A 15,749-nucleotide genomic window follows, 5' to 3' on the forward strand; every position below is an offset into this window, starting at 1 on the left:
GATGCGGAGCCGTCCCGCCCCTCAGCCGACGGACGGGGTGGCGGATGGGGCGGCGGGCGGCGTCCGGGGCCCGGGCTCGGCTTCGCCCGCCTCCGGCGCCGGCTTCTCCTGCTCGCCGAAGGACTCCCGGACCAGCCGGTTCGCCTCCTGCTGCTCGATGCCGGAGGCCACCAGCAGGTCGCTGGCCGTGGTCCGCACCTGCGCGATCACCACGCTGCCCGAAAACCCGACCCCGTGTTCGTACGCCCGACCGGCCTCGCTGACGGCGCGCAGGGATCGCTCCCGGGCCTTCTCCGGCTCCGCTCCGACGGCGAACTCGTGGCGGAGCAGGCGGACCGCCTCGGCGAGGTGGCCCACCGCGTCGGGCATGGGGTCGGGCACCGGTTCGCCGTCCTCGATCATGGTGACCGAGCGCCGGATCAGGGTGCCGCTGTTGCGCATCGCCCGGTCGATGGGCTCGGCCGCCTCGGCGTAGTGGGTCAGCTCGCTTCGCCGGTGCCAGCGGGCCGGGGAGAGGGTGCTGGTCTCCTTCGCGCCCTCGATCGCCTCCGTGAAGGTGGCCAGTTCCGCCTTGTTCTCCCGGAGCCGCTCCAGGGCGCCCTGGGCCCGGTCCCGGTCCCGGTCGCGCAGCGCGCCGGCGGCCACCTCGAGCTGGTCGGCGAGCAGGTCGAGCGCCGGCCGGGCGGCCCGGTTGATCACCCGCAGCGGGTTCAGCGGCAACAGGATCGCCGTCACCACCAGCGCGATCCCGCCGCCGACGAACGCGTCCACGAAGCGCGGTATCTCCAGGTTCTCGGTGGACGGGCTGAGCGTGACGATCAGCACGGCCGTGGCGGCGGCCTGGATGACGATCGCCACGCTCGCGCCGAAGAAGATGGTCAGCAGGATCGCCGCCGTCACCACCATCCCGAGCTGCCAACCGCCGGTGCCGAGGAAATAGATCAGCACGTCGCCGAGGAACACCCCGACCGCCACCCCGACGATCAGCTCGACGGTTCGCCGCAGCCGCTGGCCGACCGACGCGGCGAGGGTGCCGACTGCCGAGATCGGCGCGAAGACCGGCTGCGCGTTGTGCAGCAGCTCGTAGGAGACGAGCCAGGCCAGCGCGGCGGCCAGCCCGGCCTGGACGGCCAGCCCGAGCGCCATCCGGACCCGGTGCAGCCGGTCGTGCAGCGTGGCCCGGCCGCGGTGGCGCAGTTGCTCCATCGCCGCCGCGATCCGTGGCGCGTCGACGTCCCCGCCGTTGCCGTCGCCGTCGCGCATCCCGACACGCCGCAGCAGCGAGGGTCGGCGGTCCCGGGCCACGGCCATGGCGGGTACTACCCGCGGTGGGGGCGGCGAATCCTCGCCCGCTGCGGCAGACTCGGCCGGGTGACGGAGCTGGACGACACCCGCGAGCCCGGCCCGCCCGGTGCCGGGACGGCCGAGCCGGACGACGGCCAGGCGGCCGGTTTGATGGACCGGTGGCGGGCGGCGGCCCGGGGCGGCGGCGCGCCCGACGGCCCCGCGCTGACCCGCGCCGGGGAGGACCTGCTGGCCCGCTGGCGGGAGCCGCACCGCCGCTACCACACCGTCCGGCACCTCACCGCCGTCCTCGACGTGATCGACGCGTACGCCGGCTTCGCCGGCCGTCCGGACCTGGTCCGGCTCGCCGCCTGGTGCCACGACGCGGTCTACGACCCGCGCGCCACCGGGGACGCCAACGAGCGGGCCAGCGCCGACGTCGCCGAGGCGCTGCTCACCGGGCTCGGGATGCCGGCGGCGGCGGTGGCCGAGGTGCGCCGGCTGGTGCTGCTCACCGCCGGGCACGCGGTCGCCGCCGACGACCGCGACGGGGCGCTGCTCTGCGACGCCGACCTGGCCGTGCTGGCCGGGACGCCCGAGGAGTACGACCGCTATGCCGCCGCCGTCCGCCAGGAGTACGCGCACGTCCCGGACGGGGACTTCCGGCGGGCCCGCGCGCGGATCCTCGACTCCCTCCTGTCCCTGCCCACCCTCTACCACCACCCCCACCTGCAAACCCACTGGACCCCCCAGGCCCACACCAACCTCACCCGCGAACGATCCACCCACCCCTGACCCACCCACCCCTGACCCACCCACCCCCACCCACCCCCTCCCCCCTCCCGTCCCCCTCCCCCTCCTCCCCTCCCCCGCCCCGGTGATCAAGAGAAATGCGTCAAAGTCGATCTCGGCGATGACGCAAACCTCTTGATCACCGGGGCTGGCGGGGGCGGGGCGGGAGGCGGGGAGGGAGGGTGGGGGTGGCGGGGGGCGGGGGTGGTGGAGGTGTTTGGGGCGGCGGAGGTTGGCTGCGCGGAGGAGGCGGACCAGGTCGCGGCTCGGGACGACCCTCGCGCCGAGGTGCACGGCCATCCGGTACCGCTCGGCGGGGATGTCGTAGTGGTCCCGGTCGAACGCGCGCCGGGGCACGCCCAGCGTCTCGGCGAAGACGTGCAGCTCGGCGAGGGAGGCGTCGCTGATCAAATGGGACCAGAGTCGCCCGCGCGCCGGCCAGAGGGGCCGGTCCACGTACAGCATGGCCGCCAACCTAGCCGCCGGTTAGCCTCTGCTGCATGGCCGGATCCCCCCTCCTCGCTGACCTGCGCGCCCTCCTCGGCGACGCCGCCGTCCTGACCGACCCGGACCTGCTGCGGATGCACGAGCGGGACGAGGCCGACCTGTGCGCCTCCGGCACGCCGCTGGTGGTGGTCCGCCCGCGCGACACCGCGGAGGTGGCCGGCGTGGTCCGGGCGGCGGCCCGGCACGGCGTACCCGTGGTGCCGCAGGGGGCGCGGACCGGGCTGGCCGGCGCGGCGAACGCGGTGGACGGCGCGGTGGTGCTGAGCACGGTGGCCATGGACCGCATCCTGGAGATCGACCCGGTGGGCCGGATCGCCGTGGTCCAGCCCGGCGTGGTGAACGCGGCGCTGGCCGGGGCCGTGCGCCGGGAGGGCCTCTATTATCCGCCGGACCCGGGCTCCTGGGAGTCGTCCACCATCGGCGGCAACGTCGCCACCAACGCGGGCGGCATGTGCTGCGTCAAGTACGGCGTGACCACCGAGTACGTGCTGGGCCTGGAGGTGGTGCTCGCCTCCGGCGAGGTGCTGCGCACCGGGCGGCGCACCGCCAAGGGCGTCGCCGGCTACGACCTGACCCGGCTCTTCGTCGGCTCGGAGGGCACCCTCGGGGTGATCACGGAGGTGACCGTGGCGCTGCGGCCCGCCCCGGAGGAGTCGCTGACCCTGGTGGCCGTCTTCGACTCGACGGCGGACGCCGGCGCGGCGGTGGCCCAGATCGCCGCGAAGGGGCTCACCCCGAGCCTGCTGGAGCTGCTCGACCGCACCCACCTGCGGGCCATCGAGGCGTACCAGCCGATGGGGCTGCGCACGGACGCGCAGGCGCTGCTGCTGGCCGCCGTGGACACCGGGTCGCGGGCCGCCGACGACCTGGCGCGCATCGCCGAGGTGTGCGAGGCCGCCGGGGCCGACGAGGTGTACGCGGCCACCGACGCCGTGGAGGCGGCGGCGCTGCTCCAGGCCCGGCGGCTGGCCCACCCGGCGATGGAGAAGTTCGCCGCCGACGCGTACCCGGGCGGCAACGGCGGTCTGGTCATCGACGACGTGGCGGTGCCGCGCGGGGCGCTCGCCGAGCTGCTGGACGGGGTGGCCCGCATCGCCGAGGAGTGCGCCGTGCCGATCGGGGTGGTGGGGCACGCCGGCGACGGCAACCTGCACCCGAACATCGTGGTCGACCGCGCCGACCCGGCGAGCGTGGAGCGGGGCAGGCGGGCGTTCGACGAGATCATGCGGCTCGGGCTGGAGTTGGGCGGCACCTGCACCGGCGAGCACGGGGTGGGGCTGCTCAAGCGGGACTGGCTCGCCCGGGAGATCGGGCCGGTCGGGGTGCGGGTGCACCAGGCCATCAGGGCGGCGCTCGACCCGGCGGGGCTGTTCAACCCCGGGAAGGTGTTCTGAGGCGACCCTCGGGCCGGCCTCAGGCGGTGGCCTCCGCCGGGGTGGCCTGGGTGAGCAGCAGCAGGATCTCGTACCCCAGGGGTGGGCGCTCCTCCCCCGGGCAGTCCTCGATGGTGATCGGGCCCGGCGTGGTGACCAGCACGGACGTCAGCGCGTCGATGCAGCTCACCCGGTAGCCCCGCGCCTTGTCGGTCTCGGCGGCCAGCCGCTCGTCGGTGAGCAGCGCGCGCAGCCGCTGCGTCCGCCCGGGGTCGAGCTGCCCGGACGACCGGACGTCGTCGCCGGCGCAGTTGGTGCAGTCCCACCGCCCGTCGGGCTGGACGGACAGCATCCGCACCGGGCCGTCCTGGCCGTGCTTCTGCACCAGGTCCACCCGCACCGGCCCGCCGGCCGCCGCGCCACCGGCCGGGAAGGCCGGCGATCCGTCGGGCGGCGGAGCGGTCGCCGTGCCGGACCGCCGGACCGGCCCGACCGCCGAGCAGGCGGCGAGCGCCGCGGCGAGGAGGGTGCCGGCGGCCACCGGGATGATCGAACGCGCGCGGAAGGGGCGGATCACGCGCCGGAACGTACCCGATCATGCTGCGGCCGGGTACCGGCCGAGCGGCCGGACAGGGGTCGCCCGCCCACCGGTAAGGGTTCGGCTAGCGGGGGGACGACGGGAGTTCGACCGGATCGCCGTCGGCGCCCCGGTCCGCCGCGAAGCCCCGCACGTCGGGCGCGCCGAGCCGGGCCGCGTCCGCCGTCGCGTCGTCCGGCATGAGCTGGGACTCCCGCTCCGCCTCCACCCGGGCCCGGTAGTGCGCGACCTCGCGGGCCCGGGTCGCCGCGTCCCAGCCCAGCACCGCACCCATCAGCTCGGCGGTGTGCTCGGCCGACTCCAGGCCGCGGTGGGCGGTCTCGAAGGAGATCCGGGTACGCCGGGTCAGCACGTCCTCCAGGTGCAGCGCCCCCTCGGCGCGGGCCGCGTACGTCACCTCGGCCGCCAGGTATTCCGGCGCGCCGGCCAGCGGGGAGGCGAGCAGCGGATCCGCGTCGACCAGCGCCAACAGGTCGAGGGTGAGGGTGCCGTACCGCTCCAGCAGGTGCTCGACCACACCGACCGGCATGCCGTGCCGGCGGGCCAGATCGGCCCGGTCCCGCCACATCGCGGCGTACCCGTCGGCGCCGAGCAGCGGCAGGTCGGCCGTGCGGGACGGGCGGACCCCGCCGAGCCGGCGGGCCGCGCGGTCCACCACGTCGGAGGCCATCACCCGGTACGTCGTGTACTTGCCCCCGGCGACGAGCAGCAGCCCGAGCATGGGCTCGACGACCGCGTGTTCCCGGGACAGCTTGGAGGTGGAGTCCGCCTCGCCGGCCAGCAGTGGCCGCAGGCCGGCGTAGACGCCCTCGATGTCGTCGGTGGTCAGCGGCCGGTCCAGCACCGTGTTGACCTGCTCCAGCAGGTACGCGATGTCGCGGGCCGACGCGGCCGGGTGGGACCGGTCGAGCCGCCAGTCGGTGTCGGTGGTGCCGATGATCCAGTGCCCGCCCCAGGGGATCACGAACAGCACGCTGGTGGCGGTGCGCAGGATCAGGCCCGTCTCGCCGGTGATCGCCGAGCGGGGCACCACCAGGTGCACGCCCTTCGACGCCCGGACCCGGACGCCACGGCGCAGCCCGACGTCGTTGAGCATCCGCGACATGTCGTCGGTCCACACGCCGGTCGCGGCGACGACCGCGCGGGCGCGTACTTCGAACTCGGCGTCCGGTGAGCCGGGCGGGGCCTCCAGGTCACGGACCCGGACCCCGGTCACCTCGCGCGCCTGCCGGACGAGGCCGACGGCGCGGGTGCTGGTGACCACCGTCGCCCCCAGGCTGGCGGCGGTGCGGGCCAGGGTGACCACCAGCCGGGCGTCGTCGACCTGCCCGTCGTAGTAGCGGATCGCCCCGGCGAGGCCGTCGGCGCGCAGGCTCGGGAAGACCCGCCGCGCGCCCTCCCTGGTGAGGTGCCGGTGCAGCGGCATCCCCCGCCCGCCCCCGAACAGCCCCGCGAACGCGTCGTACGCGGCCACGCCGAGGCCGTAGTAGGAGCGGCGGAAGGTGCGGCCGGGCAGGTCGCGCACGCCCTTGCCGGCGGGCAGCGGGACCAGGATCGGCACCGGCCGGACCAGGTGCGGGGCGAGCCGGGTGGCGAGCAGGCCCCGCTCGGTGAGCGCCTCGTGGACCAAATGGAACTCCAACTGCTCCAGGTAGCGCAGGCCGCCGTGGATCAGCTTGCTGGACCGGCTGGAGGTGCCGGCGGCATAGTCCCGCGCCTCCACCAGGGCCACCTTCAGGCCCCGGGAGGCGGCGTCCAGCGCCGCGCCGGCACCGGTGACGCCACCGCCGATCACCAGGACGTCGAACCGCTCGGCGCGCAGTCGCCGCAGGTCGGCGGCGCGGCGCGCCGGGGAGAGCTGGCCGGCGACGCTTCGGGAGACGTTGGGGTCACGCACCCGTCCACCGTAGCCGCCACGGCCACCACGCGGCATGCCGTGATCTGGCCGTACTGTCGGGGGATGGAGGTCGGTCCGTACGCAGGTCGTCCCTTTCTGCCGCCCGGGGCCGTGCCGCCGGCCCGCCCCGGCCCGTGGCCCGTGGTCGCGGCGGCGGTGGTCGGGTGCTGGACGGTCGCGGTCGCCGTGCCGGGCGAGTTGGTCGGCTGGCTGGCCGACCAGGTCCGGCTCGCCACCGGCCTGGACCGGGTGGTCTGGCTGTGGCCGGTGGTCGCCGCCGTGACGGTCCTGCTGGCGGGGGTGCCGGCGCTGCTGCTGGCCCTGCTGCCCCGGTCCGGGGCGGTCCGGGCCACCGGCCGGGCCTGGCTCGCCGGGCTGCTCGCCCTCGGCGCGCTCACCGGCCTGCGCGCCCTGCCGCCGGTGCACCACGAGGCGTACCTGGCCGCGCTGGCGGCGACGGCCGCCCTGCTCGCCGTGGTGCTGCCCCGGCTGGCCCGGAGCGCCGCGCCGGCCCCCGCGCCCGCCCCCGCGCCGACGCCACCGGCAGCCGGCTCCGACCGGCCGCACCAACCCGACCGGCCGCACGACCCCGGCGCGCCTGCTCAGCCCGCCGCGGCGGGCGTTCCGCGCCGACCCCTTCCGGCCGTGACATGGCTGGCGGTGGCCGCCGGGCTGGCGACGCTGCTGCCCTGGGCGTGGTTCGGCGCGCTCGGCGGGCTGCTGGAGACCGTGCTCGCGGCGGCGGCCTCGGCGGCCGTCGGCGTCCTCGCCGGTGCGCTGCTCGACGCCCGGTTCTGGGCGCGCCTCGCGGGCGGGCCGCCGCCTCGGCCGGCGCGGCTGGTGCTGGTCGGCGGCCTGGTGGCCGGGGTGGCGCTGCTGCTGCTCGCCGCCGGCACCGGGCAGTCCGGCGCGCAACTGCCCGCCCTGCTGACCCTGCCCCCGCTCGGCTTCGCGCTGGCCGCCCTCCAGACGCCCGCGCTGCGCTCCGGCGGGCCCGCCGGCCCCGCGCCCGCGCGCTGGCTGGTCGGGCTCGCCGCGTTCGGGCCGCTGGCCTTCGCCGACCCGGAGGAGATCACCCTGCTCCTGGCGACCACCCGGGACGTCCCGTTCTGGGTGGCGGTCGCCGCCACCGGCGGGCTCGCGGTGGCCGCGCTCCTGGCAATCGTGTACGGCGTGCTGCTGGCCCGCCCGCGCGGGCGCGCGCCGAGCCGGCCGGTGGCGGCGGCGACTGCGGGGGTGCTGCTCGCCGGGGCGGCGCTGGTCTATCTCGGGCCCGGCCAGCCCGGCCTGCACGGCGAACGGCTGCTCGTGGTGCTGCGCGAGCAGGCCGACCTGAGCGACGTGCCGGCCGGCGGGCCGGGCCAGGCGGGCCGGGACGCCCGCGCTCGGGAGGTCTACCGGCGGCTGGTGGCCACGGCCGAGCGCACCCAGGCCGGCCTGCGCCGCGACGTGACCCGGCTGGGGCTCGACCCGACGCCGTACTACCTGGTCAATGCGATCGAGGTGGACGGCGGGCCGGCGGTGCGGGCCTGGCTGTCGGGCCGCCGGGAGGTGGATCGGGTGCTGCTGAGCCAGCGGCTGCGCCCGCTGCCGGCCCCCGCGCCGACCAGCCGGGGCGACCAGGCGGCGCCCTCCGGGCCGGCGTGGAACGTCTCCCTGCTCCGCGCCGACCGGGTCTGGTCGCAGCTCGGGGTCACCGGGGCCGGCATCGTGGTGGGCAGCTCCGACTCCGGGGTGGACGGCCGGCACCCGGCGCTGGCCGGCGGCTTCCGGGGCGGCGACGACTCCTGGTACGACCCGTGGGACCACACCCGGGCCCCGACCGACCAGGGCGGCCACGGCACCCACACGACGGGCAGCGCCGTCGGGCGGAACGGGATCGGGGTGGCGCCCGGGGCGAGCTGGGTCGGCTGCGTCGACCTGGACCGCAACCTCGGCAGCCCGGCGCGCTACCTCGACTGCCTGCAGTTCATGCTGGCCCCGTTCCCGGCCGGCGGCGACCCGTTCACCGACGGGCGACCGGAGCGGGCCCCGCAGGTGCTGACGAACTCGTGGGGCTGCCCGCCGATCGAGGGCTGCGACCCGGCGGCGCTGCGGCCGGCGGCCGACGCGCTGGACGCGGCCGGCATCTTCGTCGTCGCGGCGGCCGGCAACACCGGGCCGTACTGCGGGTCGATCGAGGACCCTCCGGCGACGTACCCGGACGTGTTCACCGTCGGGGCGACCGACCGGGACCGGCAGGTCGCCGACTTCTCCAGCCGGGGGCCGGTGCCCGGCGCGGCGAAGCCGGACGTGGTCGCACCGGGCGTGGGGGTGCTCTCCGCGATGCCGGGCGGCGGGTACGCCACCCTCGACGGCACGTCGATGGCGGCCCCGCAGGTCGCGGGCGTGGTGGCGCTGATGTGGTCGGCGAACCCGGCGCTGGTCGGGGACCTGGAGCGCACCCGCCGGATCCTGCGTGACACCGCCGTCCCGGCCGGGCCGACGCACGCCTCCCGCGACCCGGCGGACGCCTGCGGCGGGGACGCGAACATCACCGGGGCCGGCCTGGTCGACGCGTACGCCGCTGTCCGCGCGGCGCGCTGAGCTGAAGGAGGGGCCCCCTGTTAACGCATACGGTAGAGAGGGGTCCCCTTCTTACCCCCGCCTGCGCCCGCCCCGACGGCAGCGGCGGGCGAAACGGGCACGGGGGCGGATAGCGCCGTTCGGCCGCCCCGCCATCGACGGTCACCTACCGTCGAGGTGAGGAGGCAGCGATGACCACGGACGACGAGCAGGCCGACGCTCCACGTTCCGCCGCCTGGGTGCCGGTCGAGGACCTTGCGGGGCAACTGCCGTTCGACCGGCTGGACTACGGCGACGCCGAGCAACTGGCGGAGATGGCCGGGGGCGACGCGCTCGCGGCCGAGGAGCCGGTGGTCCTGGTCGACGAGCCGATCCGCGTCGACGAGCCGATCCGAATTCGCCGGCCGTCCGGCCGGGCCGGGCGGCGACGCGACCAGCCTCCCCTGCCGACGTGAGGCCGGTGTGGGACCGCCGGCCGGGCCTGGCACGACGCGGAAGGGGCGGGCCGCTGACGCGACCCGCCCCTTCGACGTGCGGTGTAGCTGAACCCGGATGGGGCTGGACTCAGAAGTCCATGTCCCCGCCGCCCGGGCCCGCCGCGGCGGCCGGGGCCTTCTCCGGCTTGTCCGCGACGACGGCCTCGGTGGTGAGGAAGAGCGCCGCGATCGACGAGGCGTTCTGCAGCGCCGACCGGGTCACCTTGGCCGGGTCGATGATGCCCGCGGCCAGCAGGTCCACGTACTCGCCGCTGGCGGCGTTGAGGCCGTGGCCGGCGTCCAGGTTGCGGACGCGCTCTACGACGACGCCACCCTCCAGGCCGGCGTTGACGGCGATCTGCCGCAGCGGGGCGTCCAGCGCGATCTTGACGATCTGCGCACCGGTCGCCTCGTCGCCGGTCAGGTCCAGCTTGTCGAAGGCGGTCTTGCCGGCCTGCACCAGCGCGACGCCACCACCCGGGACGATGCCCTCCTCGACGGCGGCCTTCGCGTTGCGGACGGCGTCCTCGATGCGGTGCTTGCGCTCCTTCAGCTCGACCTCGGTGGCCGCGCCGACCTTGATCACCGCAACACCGCCGGCCAGCTTGGCCAGGCGCTCCTGCAGCTTCTCGCGGTCGTAGTCGGAGTCGCTCTTGTCGATCTCGGCCCGGATCTGGTTGACCCGGCCCTGGATCTGCTCGGCGTCGCCGGCACCGTCGACGATGGTGGTCTCGTCCTTGGTCACCACGACCTTGCGGGCGCGGCCCAGCATGTCGAGGCCGGCGGCCTCCAGCTTGAGGCCGAGCTCCTCGCTGATGACCTGGCCACCGGTGAGGATGGCGATGTCGGTCAGCATGGCCTTGCGGCGGTCGCCGAAGCCGGGAGCCTTGACGGCCGCGGACTTGAAGACGCCCTTCACCTTGTTGACCACCAGGGTCGGCAGGGCCTCGCCCTCCACGTCCTCGGCGATGATCAGCAGCGGCTTGCCCGACTGCATGACCTTCTCCAGGATCGGGAGCAGGTCCTTCACCGACGAGATCTTGCTGTTGGCGATCAGGATGTAAGGCTCGTCGAAGACGGCCTCCATGCGCTCCGGGTCGGTCATGAAGTACGCGGAGATGTAGCCCTTGTCGAAGCGCATGCCCTCGGTGAGCTCGAGCTCCAGGCCGAAGGTGTTGCTCTCCTCGACGGTGATGACGCCTTCCTTGCCGACCTTGTCCATCGCCTCGGCGATGATCTCGCCGACGGTGCTGTCACCGGCGGAGATGGAGGCGGTGGAGGCGATCTGCTCCTTGGTCTCGACGTCCTTGGCGAGCTTGGACAGCTCCTCCGAGACGCTGGCCACGGCGGCCTCGATGCCCCGCTTCAGGGCCATCGGGTTGGCGCCGGCGGCCACGTTGCGCAGGCCCTCGCGGACCAGGGCCTGGGCCAGGACGGTCGCCGTCGTCGTGCCGTCACCGGCCACGTCGTCGGTCTTCTTGGCGACCTCCTTGACCAGCTCGGCGCCGATCTTCTCGTACGGGTCCTCGAGCTCGATCTCCTTGGCGATGCTCACACCATCGTTGGTGATGGTGGGGGCGCCCCACTTCTTCTCGAGCACCACGTTGCGGCCCTTCGGGCCGAGGGTCACCTTCACGGCGTCGGCGAGCTGGTTCATGCCCCGCTCGAGGCCGCGGCGAGCCTCTTCGTCGAACGCGATCATCTTGGCCATACGGCGTTGTCCTCCTGGACACTCACGGGCCACCCGAGTGTGTGTCCCGGATGGGCCGCCTGGTGTACGCACCTTGGGACGTCGCCACCTGGCGACGACGACGTCTCCTCGGCCGGGCCGGATAGCCCGCGACGACCGGCCATGTGCCACCCGACGGATTTCCGCCGCGCGGCCGTGGCCCCACCGTCCCGACCATTGGCACTCACCCAAGGCGAGTGCCAATGACTTGTTTAGCACTCTGCCCTGCCGAGTGCAAGCACGATGCGCCGGACGGGCCGGGTCCACGCCGTCTGACCAGCGCGGCCCGGCGCACCGGTTCAGCCGATTTCACCCGCCAGCCGGGCGGCGGTAACCGGTCCCTCGTAGGCCCGCTGCTCGGCGTAGGTGACGACCAGGCCGATCAGGTACACCAGGGCGGCCGGGACCGCGACCAGGGCGGCGCCCACGGCGTACGTGACGTTCCAGACGTCCAGCGAGGCGGCGTCGGCCGGGTCGGCGAAGAGGACGGCCGCGAACTGGATCGGGGCCACGACCATGGACGCGAGGGAGGCGGCGAGCCCGACCAACGCGATCCGCCCGAGCACGGGCCCGAGGCGGGCGTGGAACATCTGCCGGGCCCGGCCGAGCGGCGCGCCCCGCTCGAAGATCAGCACCGGGCCGAACAGGCTCAGCGCGGCCATCACGTACAGGCCGGGCAGGTAGCACAGCAGGAAGCCGACCAGCATCAGCAGGCCGTAGACCAGCGTCCAGCCCCACAGGGCCGGGGCCCGGCGCAGGCCGTACGCCAGGACGTCGCCCACCGACGCCGGCTCGCCCGCGGCCTGCCGGGCCACGGCCCGGGTGCCGGCGGCCCAGCCGACCGCCTGGACGAACCCGAGCAGGCAGCCCAGGCCGATCATCGCGGCGAAGAAGACGCCCAGGTCACCGAGGTAGCCGTCCGGCAGCGGCGGCGGCGGCTCGCCGGGCGCGGTGGGCTCCAGCGGCGGCAGCGGGTACAGCGGCACCGTCACCAGCAGCAGCACGAGCGTCGGCAGGGCGTGGGTGAGGGCCAAGACCGGCACGAGCAGCCGCCAGCTGCGGCGCAGCGCGCCGGAGCACCGGGAGAACCACCCGCTGAGCCCTTCGCCGGGCAGGGTGACCAGCGGGTCCGCCGGGTCGTATCCGGGCGGCGGCCACGGCACGGCGTAGCCCGGCGGATACGGGTAGCCCGGCGGATACGGGTGGCCCGGCGGATACGGGTAGCCCGGCGGATACGGGTGGCCCGGCGGCCACGGCACGGGGTAACCCGGCGGCAGCGCCGGGCCGGGGTGGGGCTGCTGGCCCGGATAGACCGGAAGCCCGGCGTAGGTGCCACCGCCGGCCGCCTGCTGCGGGTACGCCCACCCGACGCCCGCGGCCGGCTGCTCGGGCGCGGCCCCTGGCTCGGGCGCGGCCCCTAGCTCGGGTGTCGCCCCGGGCTCGGGCCCGGTGGGGTGCCGGGCGGGTGGGGGACCGGCCGCAGCCGGGCCCTCGGGCACCGGGTGGGATCGATCGGGTGGGGGCGGCTGGGACATGAGCCCTCCTCAGCGGCGAGGCCGGAACGGCTCACGATCTTCCCTGCCCCGGCCCGCCCCCACCACCCCGGCCCGCCTCCACCGCCCGGGGCGGCGCGCTCCGCCCACCACCGGTGGTCCGCCCGCCCACGGACCCCACCGGCCGGGCGGTCAGGCGACGACGCGCACGCGCTCGGCCTGCGGCCCCTTCTGCCCCTGGGCGATCTCGAACTCCACGCGCTGCCCGTCGTCCAGCGCCTTGTAGCCGTCCATCTCGATGGCGGAGAAGTGGACGAAGACGTCCTGCCCGCCGTCGACGGCGATGAAGCCGTAGCCCTTCTCGGCGTTGAACCACTTCACGGTGCCCTGTGCCACGGTGCACTTCCTAACGTCGCGCGGCCTTCCACGAGCGGGTACGCCGACGGAACCGGCGGCCCCGGGAACACCGGTTTCGACGGTCGACGCCGACCGCGAAACCAGTGACCGAAATCGCACGCTACACGAGGAGTGACGATGGCGCACGACCACAAATATGGCCATAACGGACCGACCTCAACCCGGCATGGCATCGGCGTCCATCACTGCGGTAGGTATGCGGGATGACAGCAGGTCCCCGCCCGTCGACCGACCCGGGCAGCGCCCCGGTGGGGACGGTCGACGCCACCGCCCGGGCAGCCGACGCACGCCGGACGGGCCCGGCGGGCCGGGTGGCACACGTACGCCGGGTGGCCCTGCCGGACGCGGCGCGGATGCGGGCGCTGCGGCTGGAGATGCTCGCCGACGCGCCGCTGGCCTTCCTGGAGACCCTGGCGGAGGCCGCCGCCCGCCCGCACGCCGAGTACGCGGCCCGCGTCGCGTCGGTCGCCAGCGGCCGGCACACCGCCCAGTTCGTCGCCGACCCCGGCGCGGACCGGCCGGGCGGCCCGGCGGGGCGGCTCCTCGGGCACGCCGGCGGGACGATCTCGGCGGACGAGCCCGGCCTCACCGTCGTCTACGCCGTCTACGTCACGCCGGCCCGGCGCGGCACCGGGCTGCTCGCCGAGCTGATCGAGGGGGTCGCCGCCTGGTCCCGGGAGTGTGGCCGGCCGGAGCTGATGCTGGAGGTGGTCGTCGGCAACGACCGCGCCTACCGGGCGTACCGGAGGCTGGGCTTCGTCGACACGGGCGTGCGGGTCCCGCACCCGAGGATCCCCGCCCTACGCGAGCTCCAGATGCGCCGCCCGGCCTGACGCCAGCCGGGGTGTTTGCAGGGGCCCCCTGTACAACAGAAAGCGTTAACAAGGGGCCCCTCCTTGCACCTCAGGCGGGGCGGCGGCTCTGGACGATGCGGAACCGGTTCGCCACGTACGCGCCGTCGGTCAGGGCCGCGTTCGCCGCCGCGTTGGCCCCGCTGCCGTGGAAGTCGGAGAACGCCGCCGACTGGTTCACGAAGACGCCGCCGGTCAGGTTGCACGACAGGTGCACCCCGACGTCGATCGCCGCCGCCTCGGCCGCGTCCAGCACCGCCGGGTCGGTCGAGTAGACGGCGGCCGTCAGCGCCCCGGACTCGCCCACGGTGGCGCGCAGGAGCTCCAGGCTGTGCGCGGTGGAGTCGGTGGCGATCACGAACGAGATCGGGCCGAACCACTCCCGGCCGTACGTCGCGGTGTCGGCGGCGGCCAGCCTGACGATGGTGGGCGTCCGCACCACCGCGCCGGGGAAGGCCGGGTGCTCGACGGTACGCGACTCCAGCACCGCCGCCCCGACCTTGGTGACCTCGTCGAGGCGCTCCAGCACCCCGTCGTTGACGATCGCGCCGGTCAGCTCCACGCCCCGGGCCGGGTCGGCGGTGAGCTTGCCCACGGCGGCGGCGATCCCGGCCGCCACCTCGTCGAAGCTCTTGTGCCCCTGGTCGGTGTCGATGCCCCTGGCGGGGATGAGGATGTTCTGCGAGGTGGTGCACATCTGGCCGCTGTAGAGGGTCAGCGTGAAGCCGAGGTTGCGGCACATCCCGGCGAAGTCGTCGGTGGAGTCGATCACGACCGTGTTCAGGCCGGCCTTCTCCGTGTAGACCGCCGCCTGCCGGGCGTTGGCCTCCAGCCAGTCGCCGTACTCGGTGGAGCCGGTGAAGTCGACGATCTTCACGGCCGGGTGCAGGGCGAGGGTCGAGGCGAGCTTCTCGCCGGGGGCCTCGGGGGCGAGCAGCACCAGGTTGGGGTCGAAGCCGGCCTCGGCGAGCACCTCGCGGGCGTACTTCACGGTGATCGCGAGCGGCAGCACCGCGCGGGGGTGCGGCTTGACGACCACCGGGTTGCCGGTGACCAGCGAGGCGAACAGCCCGGGGTACGAGTTCCAGGTCGGGAAGGTGTTGCAACCGATCACCAGGGCCACCCCGCGCGGCACCACGTGGAACGTCTTGGTCATCCGCAGCGGGTCGCCCTTGCCGGCGGCCTTCTCCCAGCCGGCCGTCCCCGGGTGGCGGGTCATCTCCGCGTACGCGTAGGCGACCGCCTCCAGGGCGCGGTCCAGCGCGTGCGCGCCGCCGGCCTGGAAGGCCATCACGAACGCCTGGCCGCTGGTGAACTGCACCGCGTTGGCCAGCTCGAAGACGTGCTTGTGCAGCCGGTCGAGGATCTCCAGGCAGACGCCCGCGCGGGCCTGCGGGCCGGCGTCGCGCCAGGCGGGCAGGGCGGCGGAGGCGGCGGCCACCAGCTCGTCGACGCCCGGGTGCGGGTAGCGCACGTTGAGCTCCAGCCCGAACGGGCTGGCCTCGGTGGCGACCCGGTCGCCCGTGCCGGGCTGGTCGAGCGGGAAGTCGCCGCCCAGGTACGCCTCGAAGGCGGCCTTGCCGTCGGCGGCGGCGGTCTCGCCGTACACCCGGGGGCTGGGTGACTCGGGATAGGCGGACCAGTACCCGCGCTCCGTGATCGCGGTCAGCGCCCGGCGCAGGGTGTCGGCGTGCTTGTCGTACTCGGGATGCGGGGTCTCCGTCATGCCCGCCATCATGCCGCAGCCGGCGGGCGGGCAGTAGGGCC

Annotated in this window: 12 protein-coding genes and 1 pseudogene; 5 read left to right on the forward strand and 8 right to left on the reverse strand. The window is 75.3% G+C overall.

Annotated features, from left to right (window positions below; all coding sequences use genetic code 11):
* Positions 1–21 precede the first annotated feature (21 nt).
* Positions 22–1,263, reverse strand: coding sequence for an aromatic acid exporter family protein (locus ACFYWL_RS02320; protein WP_386966736.1), 1,242 nt, complete (start codon positions 1,261–1,263; stop codon positions 22–24).
* Between the two features lie 192 nt (positions 1,264–1,455).
* On the opposite strand from ACFYWL_RS02320, the gene ACFYWL_RS02325 reads away from it, so the two are divergent.
* A complete protein-coding gene (locus tag ACFYWL_RS02325; RefSeq protein WP_386966739.1) occupies positions 1,456–2,079 on the forward strand; it encodes a metal-dependent phosphohydrolase in 624 nt (207 codons plus the stop codon).
* A 246-nt stretch (positions 2,080–2,325) separates the two neighbouring features.
* Here ACFYWL_RS02325 and ACFYWL_RS02330 read toward each other — a convergent pair.
* Positions 2,326–2,541 (reverse strand): annotated as a pseudogene (locus ACFYWL_RS02330) (DUF4031 domain-containing protein); the annotation flags it as partial.
* 35 nt (positions 2,542–2,576) lie between these two features.
* Here ACFYWL_RS02330 and ACFYWL_RS02335 point away from each other — a divergent pair.
* On the forward strand, positions 2,577–3,977 hold the full coding sequence (locus ACFYWL_RS02335) for an FAD-binding oxidoreductase (RefSeq protein ID WP_386966139.1): 1,401 nt from the start codon (positions 2,577–2,579) through the stop codon (positions 3,975–3,977).
* A 19-nt stretch (positions 3,978–3,996) separates the two neighbouring features.
* Here the strand turns inward: ACFYWL_RS02335 and ACFYWL_RS02340 are convergent, their stop codons facing one another.
* Both ACFYWL_RS02340 and ACFYWL_RS02345 read right to left on the reverse strand, forming a co-directional pair.
* Positions 3,997–4,533: a hypothetical protein gene (locus ACFYWL_RS02340; RefSeq protein ID WP_386966141.1), complete on the reverse strand. Its 537-nt coding sequence runs from the start codon at positions 4,531–4,533 to the stop codon at positions 3,997–3,999.
* Positions 4,534–4,618: 85 nt separating this feature from the next.
* Positions 4,619–6,487 (reverse strand): glycerol-3-phosphate dehydrogenase/oxidase, encoded by a 1,869-nt coding sequence (locus ACFYWL_RS02345; RefSeq protein ID WP_386966142.1) that lies wholly within the window; start codon positions 6,485–6,487, stop codon positions 4,619–4,621.
* A gap of 27 nt (positions 6,488–6,514) precedes the next feature.
* Between ACFYWL_RS02345 and ACFYWL_RS02350 the strand changes: the two genes are divergently transcribed.
* A complete protein-coding gene (locus ACFYWL_RS02350) occupies positions 6,515–9,037 on the forward strand; it encodes a S8 family serine peptidase (protein WP_386966144.1) in 2,523 nt (840 codons plus the stop codon).
* A gap of 170 nt (positions 9,038–9,207) precedes the next feature.
* A complete protein-coding gene (locus ACFYWL_RS02355) occupies positions 9,208–9,471 on the forward strand; it encodes a hypothetical protein (RefSeq protein ID WP_386966146.1) in 264 nt (87 codons plus the stop codon).
* Between the two features lie 109 nt (positions 9,472–9,580).
* On the opposite strand, the gene groL is transcribed toward ACFYWL_RS02355, so the two are convergent.
* The 3 genes from groL to ACFYWL_RS02370 form a co-directional block, all read right to left on the reverse strand.
* The gene (gene groL, locus ACFYWL_RS02360; protein WP_178066567.1) at positions 9,581–11,203 is read right to left on the reverse strand and encodes a chaperonin GroEL; all 1,623 of its coding nucleotides are present in this window, start codon (positions 11,201–11,203) and stop codon (positions 9,581–9,583) included.
* Between the two features lie 317 nt (positions 11,204–11,520).
* On the reverse strand, positions 11,521–12,756 hold the full coding sequence (locus tag ACFYWL_RS02365; RefSeq protein ID WP_386966149.1) for a hypothetical protein: 1,236 nt from the start codon (positions 12,754–12,756) through the stop codon (positions 11,521–11,523).
* 150 nt (positions 12,757–12,906) lie between these two features.
* On the reverse strand, positions 12,907–13,110 hold the full coding sequence (locus ACFYWL_RS02370; RefSeq protein WP_007073263.1) for a cold-shock protein: 204 nt from the start codon (positions 13,108–13,110) through the stop codon (positions 12,907–12,909).
* A 374-nt stretch (positions 13,111–13,484) separates the two neighbouring features.
* Between ACFYWL_RS02370 and ACFYWL_RS02375 the strand changes: the two genes are divergently transcribed.
* Entirely contained in the window at positions 13,485–13,964 is a 480-nt protein-coding gene (locus ACFYWL_RS02375; RefSeq protein WP_386966742.1) for a GNAT family N-acetyltransferase, read from the forward strand.
* 70 nt (positions 13,965–14,034) lie between these two features.
* On the opposite strand, the gene paaN is transcribed toward ACFYWL_RS02375, so the two are convergent.
* On the reverse strand, positions 14,035–15,708 hold the full coding sequence (gene paaN, locus ACFYWL_RS02380) for a phenylacetic acid degradation protein PaaN (RefSeq protein WP_386966154.1): 1,674 nt from the start codon (positions 15,706–15,708) through the stop codon (positions 14,035–14,037).
* Positions 15,709–15,749 lie beyond the last annotated feature (41 nt).

It is taken from the genome of Micromonospora sp. NPDC002575, from assembly GCF_042889525.1.
Taxonomy (GTDB): Bacteria; Actinomycetota; Actinomycetes; order Mycobacteriales; family Micromonosporaceae; genus Micromonospora; species Micromonospora carbonacea.